This is a genomic window from Streptomyces sp. NPDC048248, from assembly GCF_043201875.1.
Lineage (GTDB): Bacteria > Actinomycetota > Actinomycetes > Streptomycetales > Streptomycetaceae > Streptomyces.
In genome coordinates this window covers 42,567-67,534 of sequence record NZ_JBICZL010000007.1, presented here as the reverse complement: position 1 = coordinate 67,534, position 24,968 = coordinate 42,567, and the positions used below count along the sequence as shown (strand labels likewise).

Sequence of the window (24,968 nt, the reverse complement as noted above, 5' to 3'; positions counted from 1 at the left end):
GCTGCCGTCGCCACTCGGGTAAGAGGAGGTTGCCGACTGCTGCCGCTGCCTCGCTCACTCCGTCTTGATGCGCATGAACGTCACCGAGTGCGCGGGAAAGCTGTACGAGAAGGCGTTGTCGACTTCGTCGAAGGTCGACGTCTTCGGTTTGACCGGCTGGGTCTCCTCCGTGTTCTCCGCGGCCGGGTCGGCGGCCAGCGTGGTCACCCGGGCGGTTGGTGTGACCTCCGCCCGGTCGCCGAGGTCGATCTTCGTACGGGCCGTCGTCGCCTGGTCGTTGACGACCTTGAGGACGAGGTCGCCGGTAGCCTTGTCGCGGGTGACGACCTGCCGGAAGGGCTCGGCCACCTTGTCGGTGAAGCCGCCCCACTTCTTTCCGTCGAGGTAGAGCGTCACCTGGCGACCGCGCACCTCGACGCGGAGGTCATAGATGCGGCCCGTCTCGACGGTCGTCCCGTCCTGGACCACGGTCTGTTTCGCGCCGTTGACGGTCTTCTCCACGCCCGACCGGGTGTTGTTCCAGCCACCCAGGTTCCACCAGTAGTGGTTACCGGTGTCCTTGACGCCGAAGGCGACGAGGAAGCCTTCCTTTCCGGACTTCTTGGTGGCTTTCACCTTCAGGTCATAGTTCTGCCAGCCCTTGTCGCCAGCGGTGACCAGGGTGTTCTCGGCGGCCTCGTCGGACTGGACGTACGCCCCGTCCTGCACGGCCCATGAGCCGGCGGCCGTGGCCTCGGTCCACTGGCCGTCACCCGATGAGAAGTCGTCGGCCAGGAGGGACGTGCCGTCGGCGTCGGTGACCTGGACATCGTCGTAGGCGGCGCTGGTCGCCCAGGTGGACAGGCCGACGGCGCCGGCAATGGGTCCGGAAGCGGCAGGTGTGGTCGAGGAGGTGGAGGGGACCACCTCGTCACCGACGTTGGTCATGAACAGCTTCTGCGTCTCGTAGTTGGCCGACCCCCAGGATCTGGCGTTGTCGAACCAGATCATGTCGGGCTGCCACTGCACGTCGTTCCTGTGCGCGAGCAGCGGTGCGTACGAGGCAAGTTTCACGATGTCGGCGTTGCGTTCCAGGCCGGTCATGAACGCCGCTTCCGCGAGGGCGTTGGAGAACTTGGCGCCCTGTGAGGCGTATTCGCCGACGAAGACCTTCGGCCCGGCGCGGTCGTAGGAGTCGTAGCGGTGGTTGTTCTCCAGGAACCATTGCGGGCTGTTGTAGTAGTGCTCGTCGACCATGTCGACGTCCGCTTCCCTGTTGAGCCTCCACGCGGCGTCGAAAATGGCACCCTCGTCATCGGGACCCGAGTTCGAAATCACCGTGATATCCGGGTACTTGGCTTGGACGGCAGACCGGAACCGCTGGAAGCGGGCGAAGAACTCGGTCGGCAGGTTCTCCTCATTGCCGACCTCGACATGGGTGAGGTGGAAGGCCTTGGGATGCCCCATCGCCGCGCGCTTCCCGCCCCACTCACTCGTCACGGGTCCGTTGGCGAACTCGATGAGGTCGAGGGTGTCCTGGATGTGCCGCTCGAGCAGCGCGTCGTCCTCGATGACCGTGTTCTGGCCGCAGCCGGTGACGAGTGCGGGGACGACGGGCAGCGGCATCGCACCGGTGTCCTCGGCGAACTGGAAGTACTCGTAGTAGCCGAGCCCGTAGCTCTGGTTGTAGCCCCAGAAGTTGGCGTTGGTCGCACGCTCCTCGACCGGGCCGACGGTGTCCTTCCACTGGTAGGAGCGCTTGCGCTGCCAGCCGGACTTCTCGTCGTACGCCTCATGGCTTCCCGTGTTGACCAGGCAGCCGCCGGGGAAGCGAAGGAAACCGGGGTCCAGGGCTTCGACCTTCTCCGCGAGGTCCTTGCGCAGGCCGTTCTTGCGGCCCTTGTAAGTGTCGCGGGGGAAGAGGGAGATCATGTCGAGCGCGGCCGACCGGTCCACGGCTACGGTGAGCCGGCCGGTGGTGGAGGTTCGGCGCGCGGTGAACGTCGCCGCGTACTTGGCCCAGCCGCCGCGTGCGACGACACGGCGGACTGCGGCGAGTTCGCCACGGGAGTCGTTCATGCCGGCCGTCAGAGACGTCGTTCCCTCGGTGCGAGCCCAGAAGGAGAGGTCGTACTGCTTCCCCTTCTCCACCGCGATGCCCGTGTGGTAGCCGGAGTTCGTGACGGATGATCCGCCGTCGAGCAACAGGTAGGTGCGGTTACGCGAATTGAGCCGACCGCCGTCGTCCACGGCTCTCGCACTGCCGGAGACCGCCCACGAGGTCAGCGGTGTGTAGGCACGGTTGTCCGCGGCCTGGTACTCGAAGGACCGGTTCTGTACCAGCTCCGCGTAAAGTCCGCCGTCAGCGGCGCGGTTGATGTCCTCGTAGAAGACGCCGTACATGGTCTTGTCGATCTCGGCGCCGGTACGGGTGGAGTCGACGGCGATCGTGTAATCGGTGGGCTCGGCCGCCACGCCGGGTCCTGCGGCGAGCGTTCCGGCGAGCAAGGCTCCCAGGGCGAGTCCGAGCCGCCATCGTCTGCGTGCCATACGCACATCCTCTAAGGGGATTGTTCGAAATATCGGACGTCGATCAGAACTTCGAACGGCACCCTAGGAAGAGACGCCATGCGGGTCAACGCTTTGCGCACAACGGAATTCGGCCGACCGATCGCCGCCCGTGACATCGAACTGCTCGCCCTCTCACAGCACTTCGCGCTCGAAGCGGCGAACCGGGGCGGCCCCGCCAGACGTCGCGCCCGGGTCTACGGGCCTCCGCGTCGGGGAAGGAACGCGGCTGCCAAAGATCGGTGCGCCGCCGGAACGGGCTCCCGCGTCAGGAAGACGCCAGAAAGATCGCGCCTGCGTAGTGCTGCCTCTGGTCGGCCTCGGCGGCCCAGGTACTGTCGTACTCGCAATTCGCCCTGCTCAGAGGGCGAGTTGAAGCCGCACTGTCTCGTACGCCCCACGACGAGGCCGGTGTGGCAGGTGACCGGTTGCAGGCGGGAAGTCCCGCCCGTTCCCCACGTCGCGGCGCGCAGTATGGCCCTTCACGGGGAGTATCGCCACCCCTACGAGAAAGCTACGCCCATCCCGGTGGTCCAGCTGACGCTACGCCACTTTCGCTGTGCATATGCCTATACGCTCCCGCAGGTCTTCGGACGATCGTCTATTCCCATAGGTTGAGGGTGCTCATGGTCCAGGAGAAGTCGCCGTCCAGATTGCCGGCCGTGGCGGTGTATGCGTGGCTCATACCGGTGGTTGCTGCCGTGACGGTGGCGAGTTTGATCGAACCTCCTGTGTTCGCCGCGGCTGTCTGGATCGGCGTGACGGCTGTGGGCGCGGTGGCCGGCGCCGCCGGCGTGGCCGCGCGTCGTAGCCGGCAGGTCGCGCGCATGCAGGAAGACAGCCGACTGCAGGCGACGGCGTCCGTGCGGCAGCAGGAGGCAACCGCTCGGCTGGCCGACAGCCTGGTGCCGGAGATGCTGACGCGTCTGCGCCTGGACGAGGCTCCGGAGGAGGTCCTCAACTGGTTGACGGCACGCTGGGCGGGCTCCTACAAGGGCTTGCCTTCCGAGTTCCAGCAGGCCCACTGGGCGGTGCTGCGCACCGTCATCGATGCGGTGGCCGCCGAGGAGGGGCTGAGGGACTCCGCTCAGCGGGCCCTGGTGAACCTGGCCAGGCGTATGCAGGCGATCGTCCATCAGCAGGCGCGAGAGCTGCGCGAGATGGAAGACCGGCACGGCAAGGACCCCGCCGTCTTCGGCGATCTTCTGCGGATCGACCACAACACCGCGCTCACCGGCCGGCTCGCCGACTCCATCGCCGTTCTGGGCGGTGCCCGTTCCGGCCGACAGTGGAACCGGCCGGTGCCGCTGTACAGCGTGCTCCGGGGCGCGATGTCGCGCATCGTGGGCTATGAGCGGGTCGAGCTGAGCACCAGCACGGAGTGCGCCGTCGTGGGACCTGCCGTCGAGCCGCTCATCCACGTACTGGCAGAATTGCTGGACAACGCGACGCGCTATTCCCCGCCCCACACGAAGGTCCATCTCACGGCCGCGGAGGTACAGTCCGGGGTCGCGGTGGAGATCGAGGACGGCGGTGTGGGCATGAGCGAGCAGGCCCGACACCTGGCCGAGCGGCGCCTTGAACAGGCGCAGCAGGGCATCGACCTGGGCGACCTGGGAGAGACCCCGCGGCTCGGCCTTGCGGTGGTGGGGCGCCTTACCCAGGCGTTCGGTCTGCAGGTCTCGCTGCGCAATTCCGCCTACGGCGGTGTGCGGGTGGTGCTGGTGGTTCCCCAGCAGTTGATCACCAGCGCGGCCGAGGCGTCCGGTGTGGCGCACGGCATCGGGACGTTCTCCGGTCCGCGGGCAGCGAGCCAACCCGGCCAGGCACCGCCTCGCCGGACGGCGAAGCCACAGGCGGCGAGGCAAGCCGACGGTGCGCCGCCTGTGGTTGAGCGGACAGCAAACGGACTCCCCCAGCGGCGACGCAGAGAGCGGGTGTCGGAGGCGCAGGCACCTGCGGGCAACGCCCGGCCGGCGGAGGGACCGCAGCGGGCGCCGGGAGAGTGGCTGACCGCGTTCAAGACAGGACTGTCGGCGGAGGGCAGCAGTGGTGGCGACGACGCCGCCGCGCCGAGAGGAGAACTGTGAGTCAGCAGACGGCCAGCTTGGACTGGATGCTCAAGGACCTCGCGGAGAGCGTGCCGCAGACCCGCACGGTCCTCGTACTGTCCTCAGACGGACTGCGTATGGGACACCACGGCGGGACCATCGAGTCGGCCGAGCGGCTGGCCGCGTCCTGCTCGGGTTTGCAGAGCCTCGCCAGTGCGGTCGGCAGCGAACTCCCGCACCAGGCGGGCAAAATGCAGCTGGTGGTCATCGAGATGGAGGGCGGCTTCTTCTACTTGATGGCTGCGGGCCCGAGGGCCTACCTCGCGGTGCTGGCTGACGACGGTGTGGATGCCGGGCTCATGGGCCAACGTATGCGGGACCTGATCGCGCGACTCGGAGCTCACATCACCAGCCCGCCCCGCAGTGACGGGCAGGCGAGGTGAGCGACTCCCACCAGGGCGGCACGGAGGAAGGGCCGGAGCGCCTCTACGTCATCACCAGCGGCCGTTCCTCCGCAGCCAACGATCTCGACCTGGTCACACTGGTCGTGGCCAGGACGGTCGCCACGGCCGGCATGCAGCCGGAGCATGCGGCGATCCTGAGTCTGTGCCAGGCCCCGCTCTCGGTCGCCGAGATATCCGCCCACACGGGACTGCCGGCGAGTGTCGTCACCGTCCTGATCAGCGACCTGCTGGACGAGCAACAGGTGCTCACGCGCCCGCCAGTACCGCCGGCGGATCTGCCCGACCTTGCCCTCATCGAAAAGGTGATCCATGGCCTTCAAAAGCTCTGAGCTGGCAGAGCCCCTCAACGAGGAGCGACTCCCCCACACGGCGTCCGCAGCGGTCAAGGTCGTGATCGTGGGCGGATTCGGCGTCGGCAAGACGACCATGGTCGGATCCGTGAGCGAAATCCGGCCGCTGACCACCGAAGAGACCATGACCCAGGCCGGCGCCGCGATCGACGACCGCGCGGGTGTGGAGCACAAGACGGCCACCACCGTCGCCATGGACTTCGGCCGGATCAGCATCAGCGACGAACTCGTCCTCTACCTTTTCGGCACCCCAGGACAGCAGCGGTTCTGGTTCCTGTGGAACGGTCTCTTCGAAGGCGCTCTCGGTGCGGTGGTGCTGGTGGACACCCGGCGGCTGGAGGACAGCTTCGACGTCATGGGTCGTCTGGAAGAGAGCGGCGTGCCCTTCGTCGTCGCGGTGAACTCCTTTGCGGGCGCTCCGCCACACTCGCTGCAGGAACTCCGCAGTGCGCTCGACCTCCCTTCGAACGTCCCCCTGATGACATGCGATGCGCGACATCGCGACTCCAGCCGGGACGTCCTGATTTCCCTCATGCATTACCTGCATTCGCTCGTTGTAACGGAGTCCTCATGAGCACGCCTCCCCTCCTCCCACCGCCCGGGTGCCCGGCCCACGGCCTGGGTCAGGAAGGACCGCAGCCAAAGCGCCTCTACGGTCCGGCCGCAGAGCACGACCCCATGGCCCTGTACGAGCAACTGCGCGCCGAACACGGCGCGGTGGCGCCCGTGCTGGTCCATGACGACCAGCCGGCCTGGCTCGTCCTGGGTCACCGGGAGAATCTGGAGGTGGCCCGGAACCCTGGCCGGTTCGCCCGCGATCCCCGCGAATGGGGTGCTGCGCAGGACGGGACGGTGGTCCCCGAGGAGTACGCGCTCTCGCCGATGGTGACCTGGTGGCCGGTGATCAACTTCAACGACGGCCCGGTCTTCGAGCGTCTGAGGGGCGCGGTGCTCGAGTCCCTGCAGCGCTTCGACCGCCGCGGGATCCGCCGGTACGTCACCCGGTTCGCCAACCAACTCATCGATGGCTTCGCCTCCAACGGCCATGCCGATCTCGTGGCGGAGTTCTCCAGTCAGCTGCCGATGCTGGTGATGACGCAGCTGATCGGAGCTCCGGAGGAACACGGCCCCAGGCTCGTTCAGGCAGTGCCCGACATGCTGGAGGGCACGGAGACCGCCCTCGAAAGCGACGAGTACGTCACGAAGACGCTGTATCAGCTGGTGGAGAGCAAGAAGGCCAGTCGTGGATACGACCTCACGTCCTGGCTGCTCGACCACCCCGCCGAGCTGACGGATGTCGAGGTTCTGGCGCACGTGCGGGTGATCCTGGTCGCGGCGTACGCAACCACCGCGAACCTGATCGCGAACACCCTGCGGATGGTCCTCACCGATCCTCGCTTCCGCGCGAACCTCTCGGGTGGCCGCATGACGCTGGCGGAGGCTCTGGAGCAGGTGCTGTGGGATCAGACTCCCATCAACACCGTCCTGGGCCGCTGGGCCACGGCGGACACCAAGCTGGGCGGGCAGGAGATCAAGCGTGGTGACATGCTCCTGTTGTCCCTCGCCGCGGGCAACGTCGATCCCGCGGTCCGGCCCGACCTGACCGCGCCGGTCCACGGAAACCGTTCCCACTTGGCATTCAGCGCCGGCCCCCACGAATGCCCGGGCCAGGACATCGGTCGGGCCATCGCCGACACCGGCATCGAGGCCCTGTTGGCGCGCTTGCCCGACATCGAGCTGACCGTGCACGACTTCGAGCTGGAGCGCCGGGGCACGCTGATGTCCCAGCACCTCGTACAGCTACCGGTGCGGTTCGAGCCCAGGTTCGTCGCCTCCACCGAGACGCGCTCCGCACCCGATCAGCTTCCGCCGCTCGCTGTGCCGGAGGAGGCAGTTCGACCTGCGCCGGTCTCGTCACGGCCTTCGCGGACTCGGCGGTGGTCATGGCTGAAGCGCCTGCTCGGCCGGCGCTAGCCCCGCGACAAGGGCCCGCAGCACATCGCTGCGGGCCCTTTGCCCTGCTCGGCCCCGGCGCCGGGTGCGCCGAGCCGTCGTCGGCCGGTCACTGCTCCAGCTGCTGCCACCACCAGTTCAAGGACGGGACGGCGGGCGGCTCGGTGCTCGGATCGCTCGGGGAGTCGCTCCGGACCACATCGAACGTCGCCCCCTCCACCGGCCAGGTGTTGCGGTTGCGGGGGCTCGTGTAGCGCGGAGCGGCGTTCTGCCAGGCGATGCTGCCTGCGATGTAGCTCTGCAGGGAATCGAGGTATCGCTGAAGCGGCTCGTCCGCCCCCCGGGCGAGCTGTGCGCGCAGCCGGAGAAAGAGGGTCATCACCCGGTCCCGCAGGGCGACTGCCTCAGCGACTGCCTCTCCGGGGGCGCATCCTCGCTCGTGGGCCAGCACGTTGATCAGGTTCTGCTCCCACGGCTCCTGATCGTCGTCCTTGTTGTAGGAGAAGAGATCGTTGTCGGCTGCGACGATCCACCCCGCTGCGTCGGTCACGGCCTGGACCGGGGCGGCGTAGAGGGTGTCCGGCGGCAGGTCGATCCCGTTCGCGGCGTCGGACCAGGTGAGGCTGAACCGGGTGCCGTTCGCGAGAGCGCCGAGACCGGCGTAATCAGTGAGGCTGGGCATACGGCCGCGCTCGGCCTGCGCCGTGCGCCAGCCCGCCCCGGTCAACCAGTCCCTCGCTCCCTCCGCGAACCTGCGCAGCTGGAACGGCGTGAGCAGATCGTGTGTCCGCTGCACCAGGTCATCCAGCGCCGAGGTGAGGGGCCCCGGGGGCAGGAGGGCGCAGCCGGGCATCTCCAGGGCCCGGGCGAGTCGGGCGCCGTGGTCGGTGATCGACGCGGTGCTGGTGGCGGCCGGTCCGGAGTCCTGCCAGTCGTCAACGGCGTTCGCCCAGTAGTTCCACAGCGTGAACGTCAGCACGTGGTCGACGTTTCCGTCGGGGATGATCCGGCAGGAGAAGTCGGCGCTGTGCGTGGCCAGACCCCAGGCACGTTCGGTGGCATCGGGGTAGATCCCGAAGACATCGATCCATGCCTTGGCGCGCTGCTCGATCTCCACTGCCTTGGGGTGATGGTCGGAGACGAAAGGGCAGTAGAACGGGGGAAGTTGCCAACCGATGCGCGAGGCGTGGCCGTGTTCGGCGATCACGGTCAGCTGCCTCCGAGCCGGAAGTGCAGCAGGCGGGTCTCCACGGCGTGGTCGCGCCAGATGCGGAACAGCTTGCCGTGGGCGATGGCGCTCTGCTGGAGCCGCTCCGGAGACCAGGATGCCTTTTCGCCGCCCTGTGCCAGGCGGGACAATTCGGCCGTGTTCCAGGCCATGGACTGGAGCCAGAACTCGCTGACGCCGTCCGTGACGTCCTCGTCCTGCTCCAGCTGGAAGCCGGCGGCCTCAGCAGCGCGGATGTACTCGGTGAGGGTGCCGAGCCGCGTCTTGTAGTAGTCGTCGATCCAGTCGTTCCATTCGGGCCGGCAGATGAAGTGCTCTTGGATGCCGAACCAGCCCCCGGGCCGCAGAGCCCTCGCCACCACCTCGAAGAGCCGCTGACGGTCCATGTAGCCGGAGCTTTCGATGGCGTACGCGGCGTCGTAGCGACGCTCGTCGGTCATGTCGTGGATGTCGCCGACGCGAGGGGCGACGCGGCCGGAAACGCCTGCCTGCCGGGCGAGTTCCCGGATGACCGGTATGTGGTCGCTCGCGACGGTGAGACCGGTGACCTTCGCGCCGTGTTCCTGCGCCCAGTAGAGGCTTCCGCCGCCCAGCCCGCAACCGATGTCGAGCAGGTGCGCGGGAAATGACTGGCCGGCACCCCAGGTGCGCGCGGCGCGGTCGAGGATCGCCTCCTGACTGCTGACGATCCGGTTCTTGAGGACCGACTGGGAGACCGTCGTGTTGAGCTTCGCGGCAGGATCGAACAGGCCCACGTGGAAGTGGACCCGGGGTCCTGGACCGTACTTGTGAAGTATGTCCTGGGTCTTGCGTGCGTAGTAACGCGGCACTTCCGTGTCATCGAACGCCGGGCCTTCTGCGCGCGACTGAGTGACAGGGTGAGCGTTCATCGAAACTCCGGTTGTCATCTGTTCCTCGGGGGCCGGGCCACACTGCCCACGACTGGCTGAAATAATGCCATCACGGCGCGTGTATCCGGACGTTGATATTCAGTTGTGATCAGCAACGATCCTCTCTACGTTCCGGTCACGCCACATTGCTGACGAATCTGACGGCGACGAGGGAACCGTGTGCAGGGTGCCCCAGCAGCAGCCCGACGGCCATAGTCCTGGCCGGAGCCTCGGCTGCGACCTCGCCGCCCCGAGAGCGCCGGCGCCGGAAAGCGTTCTTGACCGCTTTCCTGGGCGCACACCAACTGGGCCCAAAACCTGCAATATTGAGCCGGGCGCGCATGAGCGGTGCTGCGCGCCCTCTCAGCGGCATCCGCGCGTCGGGGCCGACCTCAGCCAGCTGGGCCACCGCCGGGACAGGCCCTCGCGCATCGTCCTCGTCGAACGCGTAGCCATGGGGCCGGGCGTCAGGATGAGCGATGCTCAAATCCTGCGCATCGACTCGGGGAGTCGTCACAGCACCGTGGCTCGCGTCGAACGCGGCCTGCTCGCCTGCCGTTTGCACGGGCCGCCCAGCCGACCGCTGGCGAAGCCGCGCCACCGTGGCTCGCGACCTGCTCGGCCAATTCGGCGGCGGCCCGTCTTCGTTCGGCGGTCGACGGAGGTGGGAGTGCCCCCGGGGGCGGTGGCTTCGAGGCCCGCCCCCGGCAGCGCGACGGCTTCAGCTCTGGCCGTTGGCGAACCAGTTGGCCAGGTCGGGGGCGATACGTGACACCGTGACGGGGAGGCCGTCGGCGCGCAGCGACTCCGTCGCCGCGACGCCGGCGGCGACGGCCTCCCGGGCGGCGACCGGGCTGGTGTCCGTCGGGCCGCCGGAGCGGACGAAGCGGAGGAACTCGGCCACCAGCATCGGGTCGGAGCCGCCGTGCCCGCCCTCGCCTGGCGAGGGCATCGGGATGACGAGGTCGGCGTCGGCGCGGTAGCCACTGCGGCGCTTCCACACGCGGACCTCGGCGCTCTCCCCGTGGTCGCCGAAGTTTTCCAGCCTGCCTTCGGTGCCGATGACCGTGTAGTTGCGCCAGTAGTCGGGCGTGTAGTGGCACTGCTGGTAGCTGGCGTGCACGCCGCCCTCCAGTCGCATGACCATCATCGACAGGTCCTCGACGTCGACGACGGGGTTGAGGCCCGTGTTGGAAAGCGGGGGCCAGTTGTTCTCGGGGTCGTACCAGTCGGGCATGACGGCGCCGGGGTCCTGTCCCGAGCGGTCGGTGATGTCGCCGTAGACGGTGAGAGCGCCCAGGGCCGTGACGCGTTCGGTGTAGGCGCCGGCCAGCCAGTGGATGACGTCCAGGTCGTGGGCGCCCTTCTGGAGGAGCAGGCTTGTGGTGTTGCGGCGGTCGGCGTGCCAGTCCTTGAAGTAGAAGTCCCCGCCGTGGCCGACGAAGTGCCGGCACCACACGGCCTTGACCTCGCCGATCTCGCCGCGCTTGATGAGGTCGCGCATGACGCGCACCACCGGCATGTGCCGCATGTTGTGACCCACGTACAGCCGGGCGCCGCCGCTTCGCGCGGCTTCCAGGACGCGATCGCAGCCCTCGGTGGTGATGGCGAGCGGCTTCTCCACGAAGACGGCGACCCCGGCCTCCAGAAGGTCTACGGCGAGGGCCTCGTGGGTGTGGTCGGGGGTGATGACGAAGACCGCGTCCAGTTCTTCGGCGGCCACCATCCGACGGTGGTCGGGGTAGATGTGGACGTCGTCGCCGAACCACTCGCGAGCCCGGCCGAACATGCCCGGCGCGGTGTCGGCGGCGGCCACTACGGCGGAGCCCTCGCCGGGGTGATGGGCCTCCCGCGCGAGGGTGGCGCGCAGGCCGAGCCCGATGACGCCCAGCCGCAGGTCGCGGGTGTGCGCGCGGTCGTCCGCCGGGGCGTCGGGAGTGTCGGTCATGTGTGCTCAGCCCTTCATTCCGGAGAAAGCGATGCCCTGGATGAACTGGCGCTGCATCGCGACGAACACCACGATCACCGGGAGCGTGGCGAGGAGAGAGCCGGCCATCAGCACCGGGTACTCGGTCAGGTGGGCTCCCTGGAGGGAGGCCAACCCGGCCGAAAGCGGCATCTTGGCCGGGTCTGTGTTGACGATCAGCGGCCACATCAGGTCGTTCCAGGACCACAGGAACGTGAGGATGCCCAGCGCCAGCAGCCCCGGGCGGGCCAGCGGCAGGGCGATGCGCCAGAAGACCGTGAAGGGGTTGGCGCCGTCCAGCCGCGCCGCCTCCTCCAACTCCTCCGGCAGCCCCATGAAGAACTGCCGCAGCAGGAAGGTACCGAAGGCGGAGAACATCCCGGGGATCACCAACGCCTGCATCGAATCCAGCCAGCCGAGGCTCTGCATGATCTGGTACTGCGGCAGCAGGAACAGCTGGCCGGGCACCATCAGCACGGCGAGGAACCCGAGGAAGATCGCCCCGCGCCCCGGGAAACGGATGCGCGCGAAGGCGTAGGCCGCCATCGCACACAGCAGCAGTTGGGCCGCGGTGCGCAGCAGCGCCATCACGACGGTGTTCACGAACTGCTGCCCGAACGGAATCGCCTCGAAGACCTTCGAGTAGTTCGACCAGTCCCAGTGCGCGGGCAGGATCGTCGGCGGCACCCGGACGGACTCGCCGAAGCTCTTGAAGGAGGTCAGCACCTCCCACAGCAGGGGGAAGACGGTGACCACCGCGCCCAGAACGAGCAGGACGTGGGCGGGCCACAGCCGGCCCGCACGGCTTCCGCGCCGGGAGCCTACGGGGCTCCGGGTGCCCTGTGTCACCTCAGGCATAGTGGACCCACCTCTTCTGCAACCGGAACTGGACGGCGGTCAGCGCCATGATCAGGAAGAACAGCACACAGACGATCGCCGCGCCGTAGCCGCGCTGGTTGTCGAAGAACGCCTTCTGGAAGAAGAGCATCACGACGGTCTGCCCGTCGCCGTACGCCGGGTTCTGGAGCGAGTTCTGCGTGTTGGCGCCGATGATCAGGTACACCAGATCGAAGACCTGCAGGGACTGGATGACGGACAGCACCGTGGTGAAGAACAGCGTGGGGCTGAGCAGCGGCAGGGTGACCGAGAAGAACTGCCGAACGCGCCCGGCGCCGTCGAGCGACGCGGCCTCGTAGTAGTCGGCGGGGATGCTCTGGAGGCCGGCCAGCAGCAGGATCATGTTGTAGCCGACGGTCATCCACACGCCGACGACGGCGGCCGCGAACCGGATCGTGTCAGGGTCGGACACCCAGTAGGTGCCGTGGATGCCGATCGCGGACAGTGCGTGGTTGAGAACGCCGACGTCACCGTTGTAGAGCCAGCGCCAGACCACCGCGACCGCGGCGGGCATCGTGACCACCGGCAGGAAGTAGAACGTGCGGTAGAAGCCGGTGCCGCGCAGGCCCTTGAGGTTGAGGAGGACCGCCAGCACCATCGACAGCGGGATCCCCAGCAGCACCAGCCCGGTGTAGATGCCGGTGTTGCCCAGCGACTGCCAGAACTCGGGGTCGTCCACCAGCGTGCGGTAGTTGGAGAGGCCGATCCAGGTGGTCCCGCCGAAGGCGCCCCACTGGGTGAAGCTGTAGTAGACCGTCTGCACCACGGGCCACAGGTAGAAGACCGCCAGGCCCAGCCCGGCAGGGGCGATCAGCGCGTAACCCCACCACTTGTCACGGTGCTGGAAACGGCGCTGACGGCGGCGCAGTTCCCGCTGGTCGAAAGGGGCCGGGCGGATACCTTGCGCCGGGACGGCGGTCTCCGCACGCACATTGAGGCTCATCAGGACCGGCCCTTCCTCTCCTGCGCGAGCAGCTGATCCATCGCTTCGGTCAGGGAGCCCGTGGCGCCCTTGAGGCTCTCGTCGCCGCTCCACGCCTTGGCGAGCCACATCTGCTCCTTGTGCGACCAGGCGGCGCTGTTGGCGGAGCTGGGGAAGGGCACCGCGTAATCGAGCGCGTCCAGGTGCACCTGGAGGTCGAAGCTCGGCATGCCGGCGGTCCATGGTTCCGCGGTGCCGTTGCGCGCCGGGATGGCGGTGCCGTACTTGCCCTGGATCAACGAGGCGCGCTTGCCACCGAGGAACCGGACGAAGTCCCTGGCCAGTTCGGGCTGCGGCGTGCGGGCGTAGACAACGTTGGCCAGGCCGTGCAGAACGGTGGCGCGCCGCCGGCCCTTGGGCATCGGCGCGACGTCCACCTTGGCCCGCAGCTCGCGGTCGGCGTGGAACATCGCCGCGTTGTAGGACGCCTCGTAGGTCATGGCCAGCGTCCCGGACAGGAACATCTGAGTGGGGTCCGTGTCGGCCATCTGCTGCAGGGACGGCGAGGCTCGGTATCGGTGGATCAGGTCGATCCACAGCTGGAGCCCCTCCCGGGTGCGCTCGCCGGAGTAGCCGGAGCGCCTCTTGTCCTGGGAGATCACCCAGCCGCCGGCCTGCGGTATCGAGTTGTAGTAGTTCTCCTGGGCACGAACCGGAGCCCCCACGCCGTAGATCCCTCGCTTGCGGTCGGTGAGCCGCTGAGCGGTGGATATCAGGTCCTGCCAGGTCCAGGTGGAGTCCGGGTAGTCGACCTTGGCCCGGTCGAAGATCTCCTTGTTGAACCACAGCGCGACCGTGTCGAAGTCCTTCGGGACGCCGTACTGGGTGCCCTTCCAGCGGTAGAGGGACATCAGATCGGTCGGGAAGTCGGCGGGCCGCAGCACGGCATCCGGCCCGTCGGTCTCCAGCGGCAGAAGCTGCCCGGCATCCGCGTAGAGACCGAAGTTGGGCCCGTTCATCCAGAAGACGTCCGGAGCTGCGCCGCCTGTGCACGCCGTGCGCAGCTTGGTCCAGTACGTCCCGTTGGGCGTGAGCTGAACATCGACGGTCACCCCCGGACGGGAGCGCTCGAACTCTCGCGCCACCCGCCTCATGGCGGGCACCTGATAGACGTCCCAGACGCCGTAGGTGAGATGGCCGCGCCGGGGCCCGCCACCGGAGGCCGATGACGATGAGGGGCCGCAGCCGGACGCGAGCGGGACCGCCGCAAGCGTGGTGGCGGCGGCCGCCGTGAGTAGGGAACGTCTACGCACGCGGAGCCTTCCTGAGGTGGGGCCGGCGGCCCCACCGCAGGGAGGAGGCCGTGAAGTCGGCGGAAATCGTCCGTGCAGGACGTTGGTTTTCAGCCGAGCCACCCGGACGCTAATTGCTCAAAGTTGACAAGGTCAATGCCTTTTCAATCATCTTTACGCATCGACCTGTCGACGCACACCTCGCCGCGACTCCCTCGGCCCGCCTCACGCTCGCGCCACCACCAACCTGAGGAGAGTGGTCCCGGCAGCGGGCAAGCTGCTCGACAAGCGGTCGGCACGGGAACAAACCAACACCGAAGCTCACCGTCGGCACGGTGAGCTACGCGCGTGGACCGGCCCGCTGCAAGTACCGCTCGATCACGGCGAGTTCTTCACCCGTGAGGCCGTCTGCTCCGCGGGCGCCCACGCGTCCGTGACGAGTGTCCACTCACCCGTAGGCGTCGCCCACGCGTGGAACGGCGCGCGCCCCAGCTTCGCTCCATGGGCCAGGACGTAGACGCGGTCCGTGCGGCGGGACATCAGCTCCTTGAGGCGGGTCTGGCGCAGATCCGCCTCGCGGATGCCCCGGTCGACGGTGACGCCGTCGGCGCCCAGGAAGACGCGATCAAAGGGTGCTCTTCTCGGTGACCGTCGCCTCGTCGGCCGGCGTCCCCCGGCTGTGGACCGACACCCTCGGCGTGTACGGGGTGCTCAACGCGCTGGGCCTGACACCCGGCAGCTGACCTGACGGCCCTCGCAGGCTCGGCGCGGCTGCCGAATTCTGCCCATGCACGCCCAGTCGTCAGCGCGGCTTCCGCTGTGCCTCCGTACCAGAGGCGCGCAGCAGCCGACGCCGGCCTCTCACCCGTAATAGCTGGTCAGCGGCCGGCGTCGCGGTGTGTGATCAGTCGCGCTCCGGCCTCGACCGGTCGCCGCTCCTGCTCCGACCGTTCGGCGAAGGACCGGCAGAGCCACTCGGCATCGTCGACACCCGCGAGCGGCGGCGAGCGCGGTGGTTCACGACGTGGCGTCGTCGTGGGTGACGGTGACGACGATCTTGCCGACCTGGCCGTTGGCCGCCATGTAGGCATGGGCCTCCGCGATGTCGGCGAGGTCGAAGGTGCGGTCGACGACCGGCGTGAAGGAGCCTGAGGCGAGGCCCGCGTTGACGAAGGCGACTGCGCGCCGCAGGCGCTCGGGGTCGGATGTGATCTCGAAGAGCGTGTAGGTGCCGCTGGTCAGCGCGGGGAAGGACTGCGCGTTGGGCAGCGGGGTGGGCCGGGGGTCGAGAGCGCCGTAGATGACCAGGTGGCCGCCGGGGGCGATGCCCTGGGCGAGGGTCTCGACGCCGGGACCGGCGATCGGGTCGAAGGCCAGACGCACCCCCTCGCCGCCGGTGATCTCCTTGATCCGTGCGGGGAGGTCCTCGTCGTCGGTGACGATGACATCCGCCGCGCCGGCGTCCAGCAGGCGCTGCCGCTTGCTCGCGCCGCGGGTGGTGGCGATCGGGATGGCCCCGATGTGGCGGGCGATCTGGATGGCCGCCAGGCCGACGCTACTGGAGGCCGCGGTGATCAGTACGTGGTCGCCCGGCCGTACCCGGCCGCTCTCGGCGAGCGCGCCGTAGGCGGTGATGTAGGCCATCCACACCGCCGCAGCCGTGGTGGGATCGACGTTCGCGGGGCGGGGAACCACGGCCGAGGCGGGGAGGGTGACGTGGTCACCGTAGGTGCCGTACTCGTTCTGCAGGAACGCCGGTACGACGGCGACCAGGTCGCCCTCGGCGAGGTGGTCCACACCTTCGCCGACCGCCTCGACGGCGCCCGCGGCCTCGTAACCCAGCGTCGAGGGGAAGGCCGGCTGGTAGAAGTACGCACCCTCGCGGTACATGATCTCGGCCCGGTTCAGGCCGATCGCGTCGACACGGATACGCACCTCTCCCGCGCCCGGAGCGCCCACCTCGACGTCGCGCAGGGTCAGGACCTCGGGGCCGCCGAGCCGGTCGAACTGTACGAGCTTTGCCATGGTGCACCAGTTCCAGGAGGAGAAGCAGGGAGGGGACGCCGCATCGGTGCGGCGTCCCCTTCACTCTGCCCCAAAGTTCGATGACCGTCAAATTTTGAGAGCCATCGAAATATGTACCCGGTGTGGTGCGTCCCCCGGTCTCAGGACGCATCCGCCTCCGCGGCGCAGGCGGCCATGACAGCCGACAACAGGCCGGGAAAACGCTCTTCCATCTCCTCCGCGCGCAGCGTGTTCATCTTCGTCGTCCCCACGTAGTACTGACGGATCACGCCGGCCTCGCGCAGCATGTTGAAGTGATGCGTCAACGTCGACGCCGACACCGGCGCCTCGAACGTGCCGCAGGTCAGGTCCTCACCCGCGCGAACGAGCTGGGACAGCACCATCCGGCGCACCGGGTCCACCAGTGCCTCCAGGACCTGCTGCAGAGAGATCTGCGTCATGTCGGGGTGCTCCACCGTTCGGGCGGCGGTACGGGGGCGGGCCACGGTGACTCCTCGGGGCGATGTCGGCACTGCCAACCCATCCTACGACCGCCATCGAAGCAAGGGGCCGGTCGCCATGGCCGGCCGCACACCTGAGCCGCTGACATCGCGGCCGTCGGTCCCCGGGTGGAAGGGTGGACCGCCCCTGACTGCCGTCCGTGCGATTACCGCCCGAGACGAAGGGCCTCGGCCAGCCCGGCTGCGGCGGCCGTGGGGGTGCGAGGGTGGAGAAGCTCGGTGCGGTGCACGACCCGGGGCGCCGTGATCGGGACAGCGGTCACTCCCGGCAAGCCGACGGCGGCGGGCAGAGCAGCGGTGGTGAGCCCACCGCCGGCTGCCACGAGGAGACCGAGCCCCCTGATATCGCTTCCGGTGTAAGTGAGTTGATGTCCGAAGCCATCGGTCCGGGCGGCGGCTCGCAGCTGGCTGAGGGGAACGGCGGCGTCCGGTGCGTCGATCCATCGGGACGCGGCGAGATCGGGCAGCCGCAGCGCCGGCCGACCGGCGAGTGGGTGGCCGGCGGGCAGCAGGACCGCGAGCGGCTCCTGAGCGATGGCGAATGCGGTCAGGGAGTCGGCGTCGGGCAGCGGCAGCGGGTCGCTGGGCGCCACCGCCCCTTCGACCAGGGCGAGATCGGCGGCTCCCGTCAGCACCGCCCGTACCGCCTCGCTGCGACCGCATACCCGCACCGACGCTGCCAGCCGGGAGTCCGCGGCCCGAGCGCATGCCAGGGCGTCCGCGACAGCGGGGCTCAGCGCACCGGGGGTGCACGCCATCGCCAGCCGCCCGGGGCGCGCCCTCCGCAGACGCGCGATGTCCGCCCGGGCCGCGTCCAGACGCAACAGCAGCGGGCGGGCGTGCTCCAGCAGTCGGCCGCCCGCCTCGGTCGGAGCGACCGGGCGGCGGGTGACCAGTGCCGCGTCCAAGTCGGCTTCGAGGGCGGCGATGTGCTGTGAGACAGCGGACTGGGTGTAGCCCAGGGCCCGGGCCGCGGCCGAGAAGGAGTGGTGATCGACGACGGCGACAAAGGTGCGCAGTTGCTGCGGGTCCATGAGCATCAGTATTGCTGATAACGCATGCAGAGATCATCGTTGGACGCGATGCGCGCGACCCGCTCAGGATGGTCGTATGACACACACCGCCCGCATCGCCCTGGTCGGCGACCGCTCGCCGCACGTCCGTTCCCACACCCGCCTCCCTCGCCTCCTCGACGCGCTGCGCGAGCGCGAGGGCCTGGACTTGGATGCCTACTGGATCCCCACCGAGGAGGCGTCGGATGAGGCGGCGCTGGCCGCTTTCGATGCGGTCTGGGTGCTGCCCGGCAGCCCCTACCGCAGCGAGGCGGGCGCGCTCGCGGCCGTCCGCACCGCACGCGAACACCGGATTCCCTTCCTCGGTACCTGCGCCGGCTTCCAGCACGTCCTGCTCGAATACGCTCGCAACGTGTGCGGCCTGGGAACGGCGGGGCACGCCGAGAACCAGCCGGACACTCCGGCACAGGACGCCGTGGTGATACCGCTCGCCTGCTCCCTGGTGGGCCACGAGGGCACGATCGAGCTTGCTCCGGGCTCACTCGCCGAACAGCTCATCAGCGCCGAGCGATCCATCGAGCGCTACCACTGCAACTACGGCGCCAACCCACGTCACGTGGAGCTGCTGCACGCCCACGGCCTGCGCTTCACTGGCACCAATTCGGACGGCGAGGTACGCATCGCGGAATTGCCCGGCCACCCGTTCTTCCTCGCCACCCTCTTTCAGCCGGAACTCGCCGGCGACGGCACTCGCCCGCATCCCCTCATCCGCGGCCTCGCCGCCGCGGGCGTGACACACGCGGCGGCGACGGCTTGACCGGACTGGTAAGCCCGCGCCGGGCAAACACCTCGACGGCGGGCGTGGGGGTGCGGGCGCCACAGGGACGCACCGGCGGCGGCCAACTCCCCCTCCAGCGCCGCCCCCGGCGGCGGCTGAGCGGGAAAAATGCCTGGACGTCTGCGAGCGACCAGGCTTACGGTGAGCGCACGCCCGTGATCAAAGAGAAGGAGGCGAGAGCGATGTCCACCACAACAACTGTGCGCTCCCGCCCCGTCCACCGGGCGTCCCAGGTCTGATCCGGGAGCGCGTCCCTCTCCCGAAGGATCGCTTCATCCATGACTGAACTGGTCATCCGCCCGCTCACCGCGGGCGAAACTCCCCTCTTCACCTCCCTGCCCGACACCGGCATCGTCGGGCGCGCCCTTCTCGGCCACACCTACGGCATGATTGCCGACGGTGGCCAGTACCGGCCCGAATGGACCTGGGTCGCCCTCCGCGAGGGTGTCGTTGTCGCCCGCGCTGCCTGGTGGGCCCGTCCTGAGGACGAAGAGCCCGTCGCCCTCGACTGGTTCGACTTCACCGATGCCGAGGCCGCCGTGCAGCTGCTGCGCGCCGCACCGCTGTACGCCGAGTACAGCCTGCTGCTACCGCCCGGCTGGCGCGAGAAGCCGGACGCGCGGGCCGCAGCCGAGGCCCGGATGGCCGCTGCCGGGGCCGCAGGTTTGCGGAAGCTGGTCGAACGCTACCGCTACACCTGGACCTCCGACTGCCCGCTCCCCGAGCGCACCGGGCGCCTGGAGTACCGGCCGGAGCCGGACGACAGTGTCATCCGGGGCGTCGTGCGCCGCATCCAGGAAGCCTCCTTGGATGCTCATGACCTGCATGCCATCGCGGAGTACGGCAGGGACGGTGCCGTGGAGGAGCTCCTCGGCATCCTCACCTCGATGCCTTCCCCGCGGAGCTGGTGGCGCCTGGCGTACACCCCGACAGGCGAGTTGGCGGGCTTCCACGTCCCCGCCCACAATCCCTCAGGCGCCTGCATCGGCTTCATCGGCGTCCTTCCCGAGCAGCGCGGCCACGGCTATGCCTACGACCTGTTGGTCGAGTGCACACAAGACCTGGTGGCACGGGGCGCGACACGTATCGCGGCCGCCACCGACCAGGGGAACTTCCCGATGGCGGCACATTTCGCGACGATGGGCTACCCGGTCACCGAGGAGCGGGTCGACTTCGTCTGACGTCCCGTCGGCGCGCAGCCGACGAATGGGGGCTACACACTCCTCCCCCACGTAGCAATCGTCCCCTTCGGTGTGGTGGCGCCCGCTCCCCCAACGAGCGTCTCCACCACCCCGGTTGTCCTGGCTACTCTCTGCGGAACAAAGACCGCCCTCGCCTGGCCCCTTGGACTTTCGCTCCCTTGTATAGGCTCGCTGTACCGGCTCATATCAACGGCAGAACAAGGGGGAATGAGGCTCATGGCTACGGCAGACATCTTGGTCGTCGGGGCTGGTGTGGTGGGGGCGTCGGTGGCGTATCACCTCACCCGCCTGGGACATGATCGGGTGACGGTCGTCGACGCACGTGACCGGGATGTGCTGCCCGGGTCGACCGGCCTGGCCCCCGGCCTCGTCGGGCAGCTCAGCTCCACCCCGGAACTGGCCGTGCTGGCCAAGGACAGTGTCGCCACCTACCTCGCTCTCTCGCAGGCCTCGCCGACGCCACTGTTCTGGCAGGTCGGATGCCTGGAGATCGCCACCGAACCGGCTCGACTGGAGCAGGCCCACCTGGATGTCGAGCACGGGCGCCGTCTGGGCATCGGAGCCCAGGTGCTCGATGCGGCCGAAGCCGTCGCGCTCGCCCCCGCGCTCGTCAACGCCGAACGGGCGCTGGGCGCACTGCACATCCCCTCGGACGGTGCCGCCGACCCGGCCGGCCTCACGCACGCACTGGTCGACGCCGCGGAGCGGGGCGGGGCCGGCTTCCGCTGGAACACACCCGTGTGTGCGTTGGAGCGCGATCAAGGCCGGGTCGTCGGCGTCCGCACGGGGAAGGACGCCGAACTCCTCAGGGCCGACAGGGTCGTTCTGGCCACGGGTATCTGGGGGCCTGCGCTGGCGGCGGACGCGGGGATGCGGCTGCCCATGGTGGGTGTCCAGCACCCCTACGTGTTCACCACCGAGGTGGCAGGGCTGGACGACACACCCATCGACACCCCGATCGTGCGCTATCCCGACCACTCGGTCTACACCCGCCGTCACGGCCGCCGCTTCGGTCTGGGGACCTACTCCCACACCCCGCTCCCGCTGACTGCCACCACCGCGCTCGCCTCAGCCGAACGCCCATTCCGGGAAGCCGACTTCGGCGCGGCCATCGCTGAGGCCACCACCCTCGTACCGGCCTTCCGGGAAGCGGTCCAAGGCCGGCGCCTCAACGGGGTGTTCGCCCTGACCCCCGATGAACTCCCGCTCGTCGGCCCGGCCGCCGCCCTGCCGGGCTTGTGGTTCGCGGAGGCATCCTGGGTGACGCACGCCGGAGGTGTCGGCAGGCAGCTGGCCAACATGCTGCTGGAGACCGGCGATCTCCTCGTCACGCCGGAGCGCCTGGCACCCGATCGCTTCACCCACTGGACCGATGAGAAGACCCGCGAAACCGCCCTGGGGCACTACCAGGGAATCTACGACACGCACTGACGCAGGCTCCGGCGGAGACCTGCACCCCCTCACGTCCGTCCGTCCAGCGCGACCGGGCGGCTGCTTGTGTCGGCCGGTGCTGTCGTTTCGCGCTTCTTCCTACGGGCCGGACCCAGGGGCAGCAGCAATGCCGGTACGAAGCCGAGCGCGGCGAGTCCGGCCAGCGCCAGCGATGCGGGGCCCATCGCCGGGGCAGATGTCGCCAGGGACTCGACGGAGGACGGATTCGTACGCATCATGCCCGCGGCAACGGCGATCCCGAGTGCCGGTCCGATGTTCATGGCGGTCTGCTTGAGGCCACCGACCACCCCGGCGTATCCAGGGGGCGCGTCGCCGACGACCGTCCCGGTGGCGGTCACCATCACGGTGGCGAACCCCGCACCGAGCACGGCGAAGATCGCCCCGGTGACCATCCACGTACTGGTCGCGTCGAGCCGGGACAGGCCCGCGATGCCGAGGGTGACGAGGAGCGTACCCGCGACAGCGGTGCGGCGCGGTCCGTATCTGCGAAGCGCCGCGCCGGCAGCGGGCGCGCCGAGGACCATGAGCGCCGTGAGCGGGAGTACCCGGATGCCGGTGCCGAGGGCGTCGAGCCGGAGTACGTCCTGGAGGAAGAACGTGGCCACGAACAGTGCGCCGAACATCCCCCCGGCGGTTGCCAGCAGGAGCATCATCGATGCAGTAACCGGTACGGACCGTGCCACGGCAGGCGGCACGATCGGGTGGACGGTCCGGCGTTGGTGCGCGACGAGCACCCCCGCGAGGCCCGCGACGGACGCCAGGCCGAGCAATGTCAGCGGGGCGGTCCACCCACGGGACGGTACGTCGGTCAGGGTGTGGACCAGGAGGGCGAGCGCGGACGCGAGCAGGGCCGCGCCGGTGAAGTCGGGGCGCTGGGAGCCGGCACGTGCGGGCGTGGGCACCCGGACGGCGAGAGCGAGCACGACGATCACGAGCGCCATGGGCAGGTTGACCCAGAACACCGCACGCCAGCCCAGGTGTTCGACGAGGACACCCCCGATGACCGGACCTGTTCCCGCCGCAACCGCAATCGCGCTGGTACGGATGGCGACCGGCGTGCCGAGCCGGTGCGCCGGATAGGCCAGCCGCAGCAACGCGAGTGTCGCCGGCTGCAGGAGCGCACCGAACACGCCCTGGACGGCGCGCAGGCCGATCACCCAGCCGACTTGGGGCGCGATCGCGATGGCCGCCGAGGCGGCGCCGAAGCCGAGGACACCGACGACCAGCAGCCGCAGGTGGCCGTAGCGATCGCCGAGGCGCCCCGCGATGACGAGAAACGCGGCGACGGCGAGCAGGTAGCCGGTACTCGTCCACTGGACCTGCGCCACGGTCGCGCCGAGGTCGCGTTGCAGGCTGGGCTGCGCCACCAGCAGTACCGTGCCGTCGAGCGCGACGATCATCGCGCCGGCCGCGCTGACCAGGAGTGCGAGGTGCGGCCGCACAGTTGGGGTCATGCGGTCACCGGGCCGAGATGGGCGTCGAGGGCCGCGGTGACGAGTTGATCGACCTGGGCACTGACATGTGCGCCCTCGGGTTTCGGGGCACCGAGGACGAGTTGCAGGCTGTCCCAGGCCCACAACTGGGCGATGCCATGAAGGTTCGACCAGAGTGCTGCGGCCGCCACGGCCGGTGGCGGCTCGGCACCGGCCGTGGCGCCGGGCCGATGCGTGGCGCCCCTCTCGGTCCGGTGCCGGGCGACGAGCCCGACGATGAGCTCGAAGAGCGGAAGGGTCGACTCCCGCAGCCTCGACTGGTCGGAGGCGTGCTTCTCGCTGTCTAGCAGGTCGTGGCGGAACATCAGCTCGAACATGCCCCGGTGATCCAGGGCGTAGGCGACGTACGTCCGGGCCAGGGCCTGCAGCTGAGCCCGCGCAGATGCCGTGTCGGAGATGGCGGCCCGGAATCGTGCCCCGAGGTCGGCGAAGCCGCGCCGGGCGATCGCGGAGAGCAGGGCGTGATGCGTGGGGAAGTAGCGGCGCGGCGCCCCGTGGGACACCCCCGCCCGGCGGGCGATCTCGCGTAGCCCGAGCGACGCGGAACCCTCGGTGATCACGAGGTCCACTCCGACATCGATCAGCCGCTCCCGAAGAGAGCTCTCGGTTTCCATGGACAGTGTCTACCAGCAGTGCGTAGACAGTGTCTACTCGCGCCCTGTGCGCCAGTCGCCCACGCCTCCCCCGCCCCGGCCGGGATGGGACGTGGCCACAAGTGCGGGCTTTCCGCCCGTGGTTGCGCATGACGTGCTTCGTGCGCGAGGAGCCGTCCGGCGCAGAGATGGACAGGGCACGGCCGTAGCTGAAGCCCCATGGCTCCACCTCAAGGGGCTTCGTCCGGCCGGCACGGGAGCGAGTCGCCCCAGACCGTTCCGAATTCGGCACGCGGCGATGAACCTGGCTGCGCCGAGCGTTCTGGGTCCACACCGTTGCCGACGCACAAGAGAGCCATCGTTGGCGTGACGGTGGATGCTTTTGCCGCTGGCCGTTCGACCGGAGCTCCGCGGCCGGCGACCGCACCGATACGGCCGACCATTCGACGCCGCGGCCGACGCCATACACTTCGGCCCGCCGGCAGACGCTTCAGGCCGCTGCCGCGTCCTGAATTCCGAGGCCGGCACCGGCCTAATGGTGCCGCGAGCCGGCGGCCCTACAGTCCTCGGTCGCGCGGCGTCTCAGATGGCTTCGCGGATGGCCCGCTCGAAGCCCTCGACGTGACTGCGGGAGAGATGAGCCGCCTTGTCCGGGTCACCGTCGACGATCGCCTCGATCAACGGTCCGTGCTCGTCGATGTGACCGGCCATGTCGGCCATGCGCTCGACGAACAGGCACCAGATGCGGGTGGCCAGGTTGTCGTGGCGGACGAGGGTGTCCTCCAGGTACGGGTTGCGGGTGGCGGCGTAAATGGCGCGGTGGACCTGAAGGTCCAGGCGCATCAGCTCCGCGGCATCCCGCCTGCCGGAATCCACGCTCTCCAGCTCCCGCAGCAGCGCCGTCAGGGCTGCCCGGTCCACCGCCGTGGCGCGCCGCGCGGCCTGGGCTGCGGCCAGGGGCTCCAGCTCCTGGCGCACCTCGGAGATGTGGGCCAGGTCGGTGATGTTGACCTCGGTGGCGAAGGTGCCACGCCGGGGGAAGGTCGTGATCAGCCGCTCGTACTGGAGACGCTTGAGCGCCTCACGCACCGGCGTGCGTCCGACGCCGAGTGACTGTGCCAGCTGATCCTCGTTGATCGGCGCACCCGGGCGGATCTCCAGCATGACGAGCCGGTCACGGAGGGCGCGGTAGGCGCGCTCGGCGAGGGAGAGCTCCGCACCCTCGGGCTCGGTCGCCGTGTGCTGCATGAGGCCCCCTTGACTTGTTCAACGAGCTCCCATACCTTACCGCA

23 protein-coding genes are annotated in these 24,968 nt (G+C 69.1%); 8 read left to right on the top strand and 15 right to left on the bottom strand.

All coding sequences use genetic code 11. The features are described from left to right. Positions 1-54: 54 nt before the first annotated feature. Together ACGFZW_RS16145 and ACGFZW_RS16140 are read right to left on the bottom strand one after the other, a co-directional pair. The gene (locus ACGFZW_RS16145) at positions 55-2,529 is read right to left on the bottom strand and encodes an alpha-L-arabinofuranosidase C-terminal domain-containing protein (protein WP_393893749.1); all 2,475 of its coding nucleotides are present in this window, start codon (positions 2,527-2,529) and stop codon (positions 55-57) included. A gap of 619 nt (positions 2,530-3,148) precedes the next feature. After that, complete coding sequence (locus ACGFZW_RS16140; protein WP_393893748.1) at positions 3,149-3,376, bottom strand: hypothetical protein; 228 nt, start codon at positions 3,374-3,376, stop codon at positions 3,149-3,151. On the opposite strand from ACGFZW_RS16140, the gene ACGFZW_RS16135 reads away from it, so the two are divergent. From ACGFZW_RS16135 to ACGFZW_RS16115, 5 genes are read left to right on the top strand one after another with little or no spacing between them, the layout of a single operon-like run. Then, positions 3,375-4,637 carry a sensor histidine kinase gene (locus tag ACGFZW_RS16135; RefSeq protein ID WP_393893747.1) on the top strand — a complete coding sequence of 421 codons (1,263 nt, stop codon included), beginning with the start codon at positions 3,375-3,377 and terminating at the stop codon, positions 4,635-4,637. The two genes, ACGFZW_RS16140 and ACGFZW_RS16135, sit on opposite strands and share 2 nt — an antisense overlap. A 17-nt stretch (positions 4,638-4,654) precedes the next feature. Further along, positions 4,655-5,041 carry a roadblock/LC7 domain-containing protein gene (locus ACGFZW_RS16130; RefSeq protein ID WP_393894107.1) on the top strand — a complete coding sequence of 129 codons (387 nt, stop codon included), beginning with the start codon at positions 4,655-4,657 and terminating at the stop codon, positions 5,039-5,041. Further along, positions 5,038-5,391 (top strand): DUF742 domain-containing protein, encoded by a 354-nt coding sequence (locus ACGFZW_RS16125; protein WP_393893746.1) that lies wholly within the window; start codon positions 5,038-5,040, stop codon positions 5,389-5,391. Before ACGFZW_RS16130 ends, ACGFZW_RS16125 begins: the two co-directional genes overlap by 4 nt. Beyond that, the gene (locus tag ACGFZW_RS16120; protein ID WP_393893745.1) at positions 5,372-5,986 is read left to right on the top strand and encodes an ATP/GTP-binding protein; all 615 of its coding nucleotides are present in this window, start codon (positions 5,372-5,374) and stop codon (positions 5,984-5,986) included. Before ACGFZW_RS16125 ends, ACGFZW_RS16120 begins: the two co-directional genes overlap by 20 nt. After that, positions 5,983-7,386 carry a cytochrome P450 gene (locus ACGFZW_RS16115; RefSeq protein ID WP_393893744.1) on the top strand — a complete coding sequence of 468 codons (1,404 nt, stop codon included), beginning with the start codon at positions 5,983-5,985 and terminating at the stop codon, positions 7,384-7,386. Before ACGFZW_RS16120 ends, ACGFZW_RS16115 begins: the two co-directional genes overlap by 4 nt. Positions 7,387-7,474: 88 nt before the next feature. On the opposite strand, the gene ACGFZW_RS16110 is transcribed toward ACGFZW_RS16115, so the two are convergent. The 10 genes from ACGFZW_RS16110 to ACGFZW_RS16065 all read right to left on the bottom strand — a co-directional run bounded on the left by ACGFZW_RS16110 (position 7,475) and on the right by ACGFZW_RS16065 (position 18,119). Continuing rightward, positions 7,475-8,572 (bottom strand): terpene synthase family protein, encoded by a 1,098-nt coding sequence (locus ACGFZW_RS16110; RefSeq protein WP_393893743.1) that lies wholly within the window; start codon positions 8,570-8,572, stop codon positions 7,475-7,477. Positions 8,573-8,574: 2 nt separating this feature from the next. After that, positions 8,575-9,483 carry an SAM-dependent methyltransferase gene (locus ACGFZW_RS16105; protein ID WP_393893742.1) on the bottom strand — a complete coding sequence of 303 codons (909 nt, stop codon included), beginning with the start codon at positions 9,481-9,483 and terminating at the stop codon, positions 8,575-8,577. Between the two features lie 721 nt (positions 9,484-10,204). Further along, positions 10,205-11,431 (bottom strand): Gfo/Idh/MocA family protein, encoded by a 1,227-nt coding sequence (locus ACGFZW_RS16100; RefSeq protein WP_393893741.1) that lies wholly within the window; start codon positions 11,429-11,431, stop codon positions 10,205-10,207. A gap of 6 nt (positions 11,432-11,437) precedes the next feature. Beyond that, positions 11,438-12,307 carry a carbohydrate ABC transporter permease gene (locus ACGFZW_RS16095; RefSeq protein ID WP_393893740.1) on the bottom strand — a complete coding sequence of 290 codons (870 nt, stop codon included), beginning with the start codon at positions 12,305-12,307 and terminating at the stop codon, positions 11,438-11,440. Beyond that, positions 12,300-13,289 carry a carbohydrate ABC transporter permease gene (locus ACGFZW_RS16090; protein ID WP_393893739.1) on the bottom strand — a complete coding sequence of 330 codons (990 nt, stop codon included), beginning with the start codon at positions 13,287-13,289 and terminating at the stop codon, positions 12,300-12,302. The genes ACGFZW_RS16095 and ACGFZW_RS16090 overlap by 8 nt, the downstream gene beginning before the upstream one ends. Beyond that, positions 13,289-14,581, bottom strand: coding sequence for an ABC transporter substrate-binding protein (locus ACGFZW_RS16085; protein WP_393893738.1), 1,293 nt, complete (start codon positions 14,579-14,581; stop codon positions 13,289-13,291). Before ACGFZW_RS16085 ends, ACGFZW_RS16090 begins: the two co-directional genes overlap by 1 nt. A gap of 357 nt (positions 14,582-14,938) precedes the next feature. Beyond that, positions 14,939-15,142, bottom strand: a complete 204-nt coding sequence (locus ACGFZW_RS16080; protein ID WP_393894106.1) for a hypothetical protein — start codon at positions 15,140-15,142, stop codon at positions 14,939-14,941. Positions 15,143-15,577: 435 nt separating this feature from the next. Then, positions 15,578-16,585, bottom strand: coding sequence for a zinc-dependent alcohol dehydrogenase family protein (locus tag ACGFZW_RS16075; protein ID WP_393893737.1), 1,008 nt, complete (start codon positions 16,583-16,585; stop codon positions 15,578-15,580). 140 nt (positions 16,586-16,725) lie between these two features. After that, positions 16,726-17,025 carry an ArsR/SmtB family transcription factor gene (locus tag ACGFZW_RS16070; RefSeq protein WP_393894105.1) on the bottom strand — a complete coding sequence of 100 codons (300 nt, stop codon included), beginning with the start codon at positions 17,023-17,025 and terminating at the stop codon, positions 16,726-16,728. Between the two features lie 206 nt (positions 17,026-17,231). Next, positions 17,232-18,119, bottom strand: coding sequence for a LysR family transcriptional regulator (locus ACGFZW_RS16065; RefSeq protein ID WP_393893736.1), 888 nt, complete (start codon positions 18,117-18,119; stop codon positions 17,232-17,234). Between the two features lie 76 nt (positions 18,120-18,195). On the opposite strand from ACGFZW_RS16065, the gene ACGFZW_RS16060 reads away from it, so the two are divergent. The 3 genes from ACGFZW_RS16060 to ACGFZW_RS16050 all read left to right on the top strand — a co-directional run bounded on the left by ACGFZW_RS16060 (position 18,196) and on the right by ACGFZW_RS16050 (position 21,569). After that, the gene (locus ACGFZW_RS16060; RefSeq protein WP_393893735.1) at positions 18,196-18,915 is read left to right on the top strand and encodes a hypothetical protein; all 720 of its coding nucleotides are present in this window, start codon (positions 18,196-18,198) and stop codon (positions 18,913-18,915) included. Between the two features lie 299 nt (positions 18,916-19,214). Further along, positions 19,215-20,117: a GNAT family N-acetyltransferase gene (locus ACGFZW_RS16055; protein ID WP_393893734.1), complete on the top strand. Its 903-nt coding sequence runs from the start codon at positions 19,215-19,217 to the stop codon at positions 20,115-20,117. Between the two features lie 237 nt (positions 20,118-20,354). Continuing rightward, complete coding sequence (locus ACGFZW_RS16050) at positions 20,355-21,569, top strand: NAD(P)/FAD-dependent oxidoreductase (RefSeq protein WP_393893733.1); 1,215 nt, start codon at positions 20,355-20,357, stop codon at positions 21,567-21,569. Positions 21,570-21,598: 29 nt separating this feature from the next. Here ACGFZW_RS16050 and ACGFZW_RS16045 read toward each other — a convergent pair whose 3' ends face one another. The 3 genes from ACGFZW_RS16045 to ACGFZW_RS16035 form a co-directional block, all read right to left on the bottom strand. Continuing rightward, positions 21,599-23,044, bottom strand: a complete 1,446-nt coding sequence (locus tag ACGFZW_RS16045) for an MFS transporter (RefSeq protein ID WP_393893732.1) — start codon at positions 23,042-23,044, stop codon at positions 21,599-21,601. Further along, a complete protein-coding gene (locus tag ACGFZW_RS16040) occupies positions 23,041-23,697 on the bottom strand; it encodes a TetR/AcrR family transcriptional regulator (RefSeq protein ID WP_393893731.1) in 657 nt (218 codons plus the stop codon). Before ACGFZW_RS16040 ends, ACGFZW_RS16045 begins: the two co-directional genes overlap by 4 nt. A gap of 561 nt (positions 23,698-24,258) precedes the next feature. Beyond that, positions 24,259-24,924, bottom strand: coding sequence for a GntR family transcriptional regulator (locus ACGFZW_RS16035; RefSeq protein ID WP_393893730.1), 666 nt, complete (start codon positions 24,922-24,924; stop codon positions 24,259-24,261). Between the last annotated feature and the right edge of the window lie 44 nt (positions 24,925-24,968).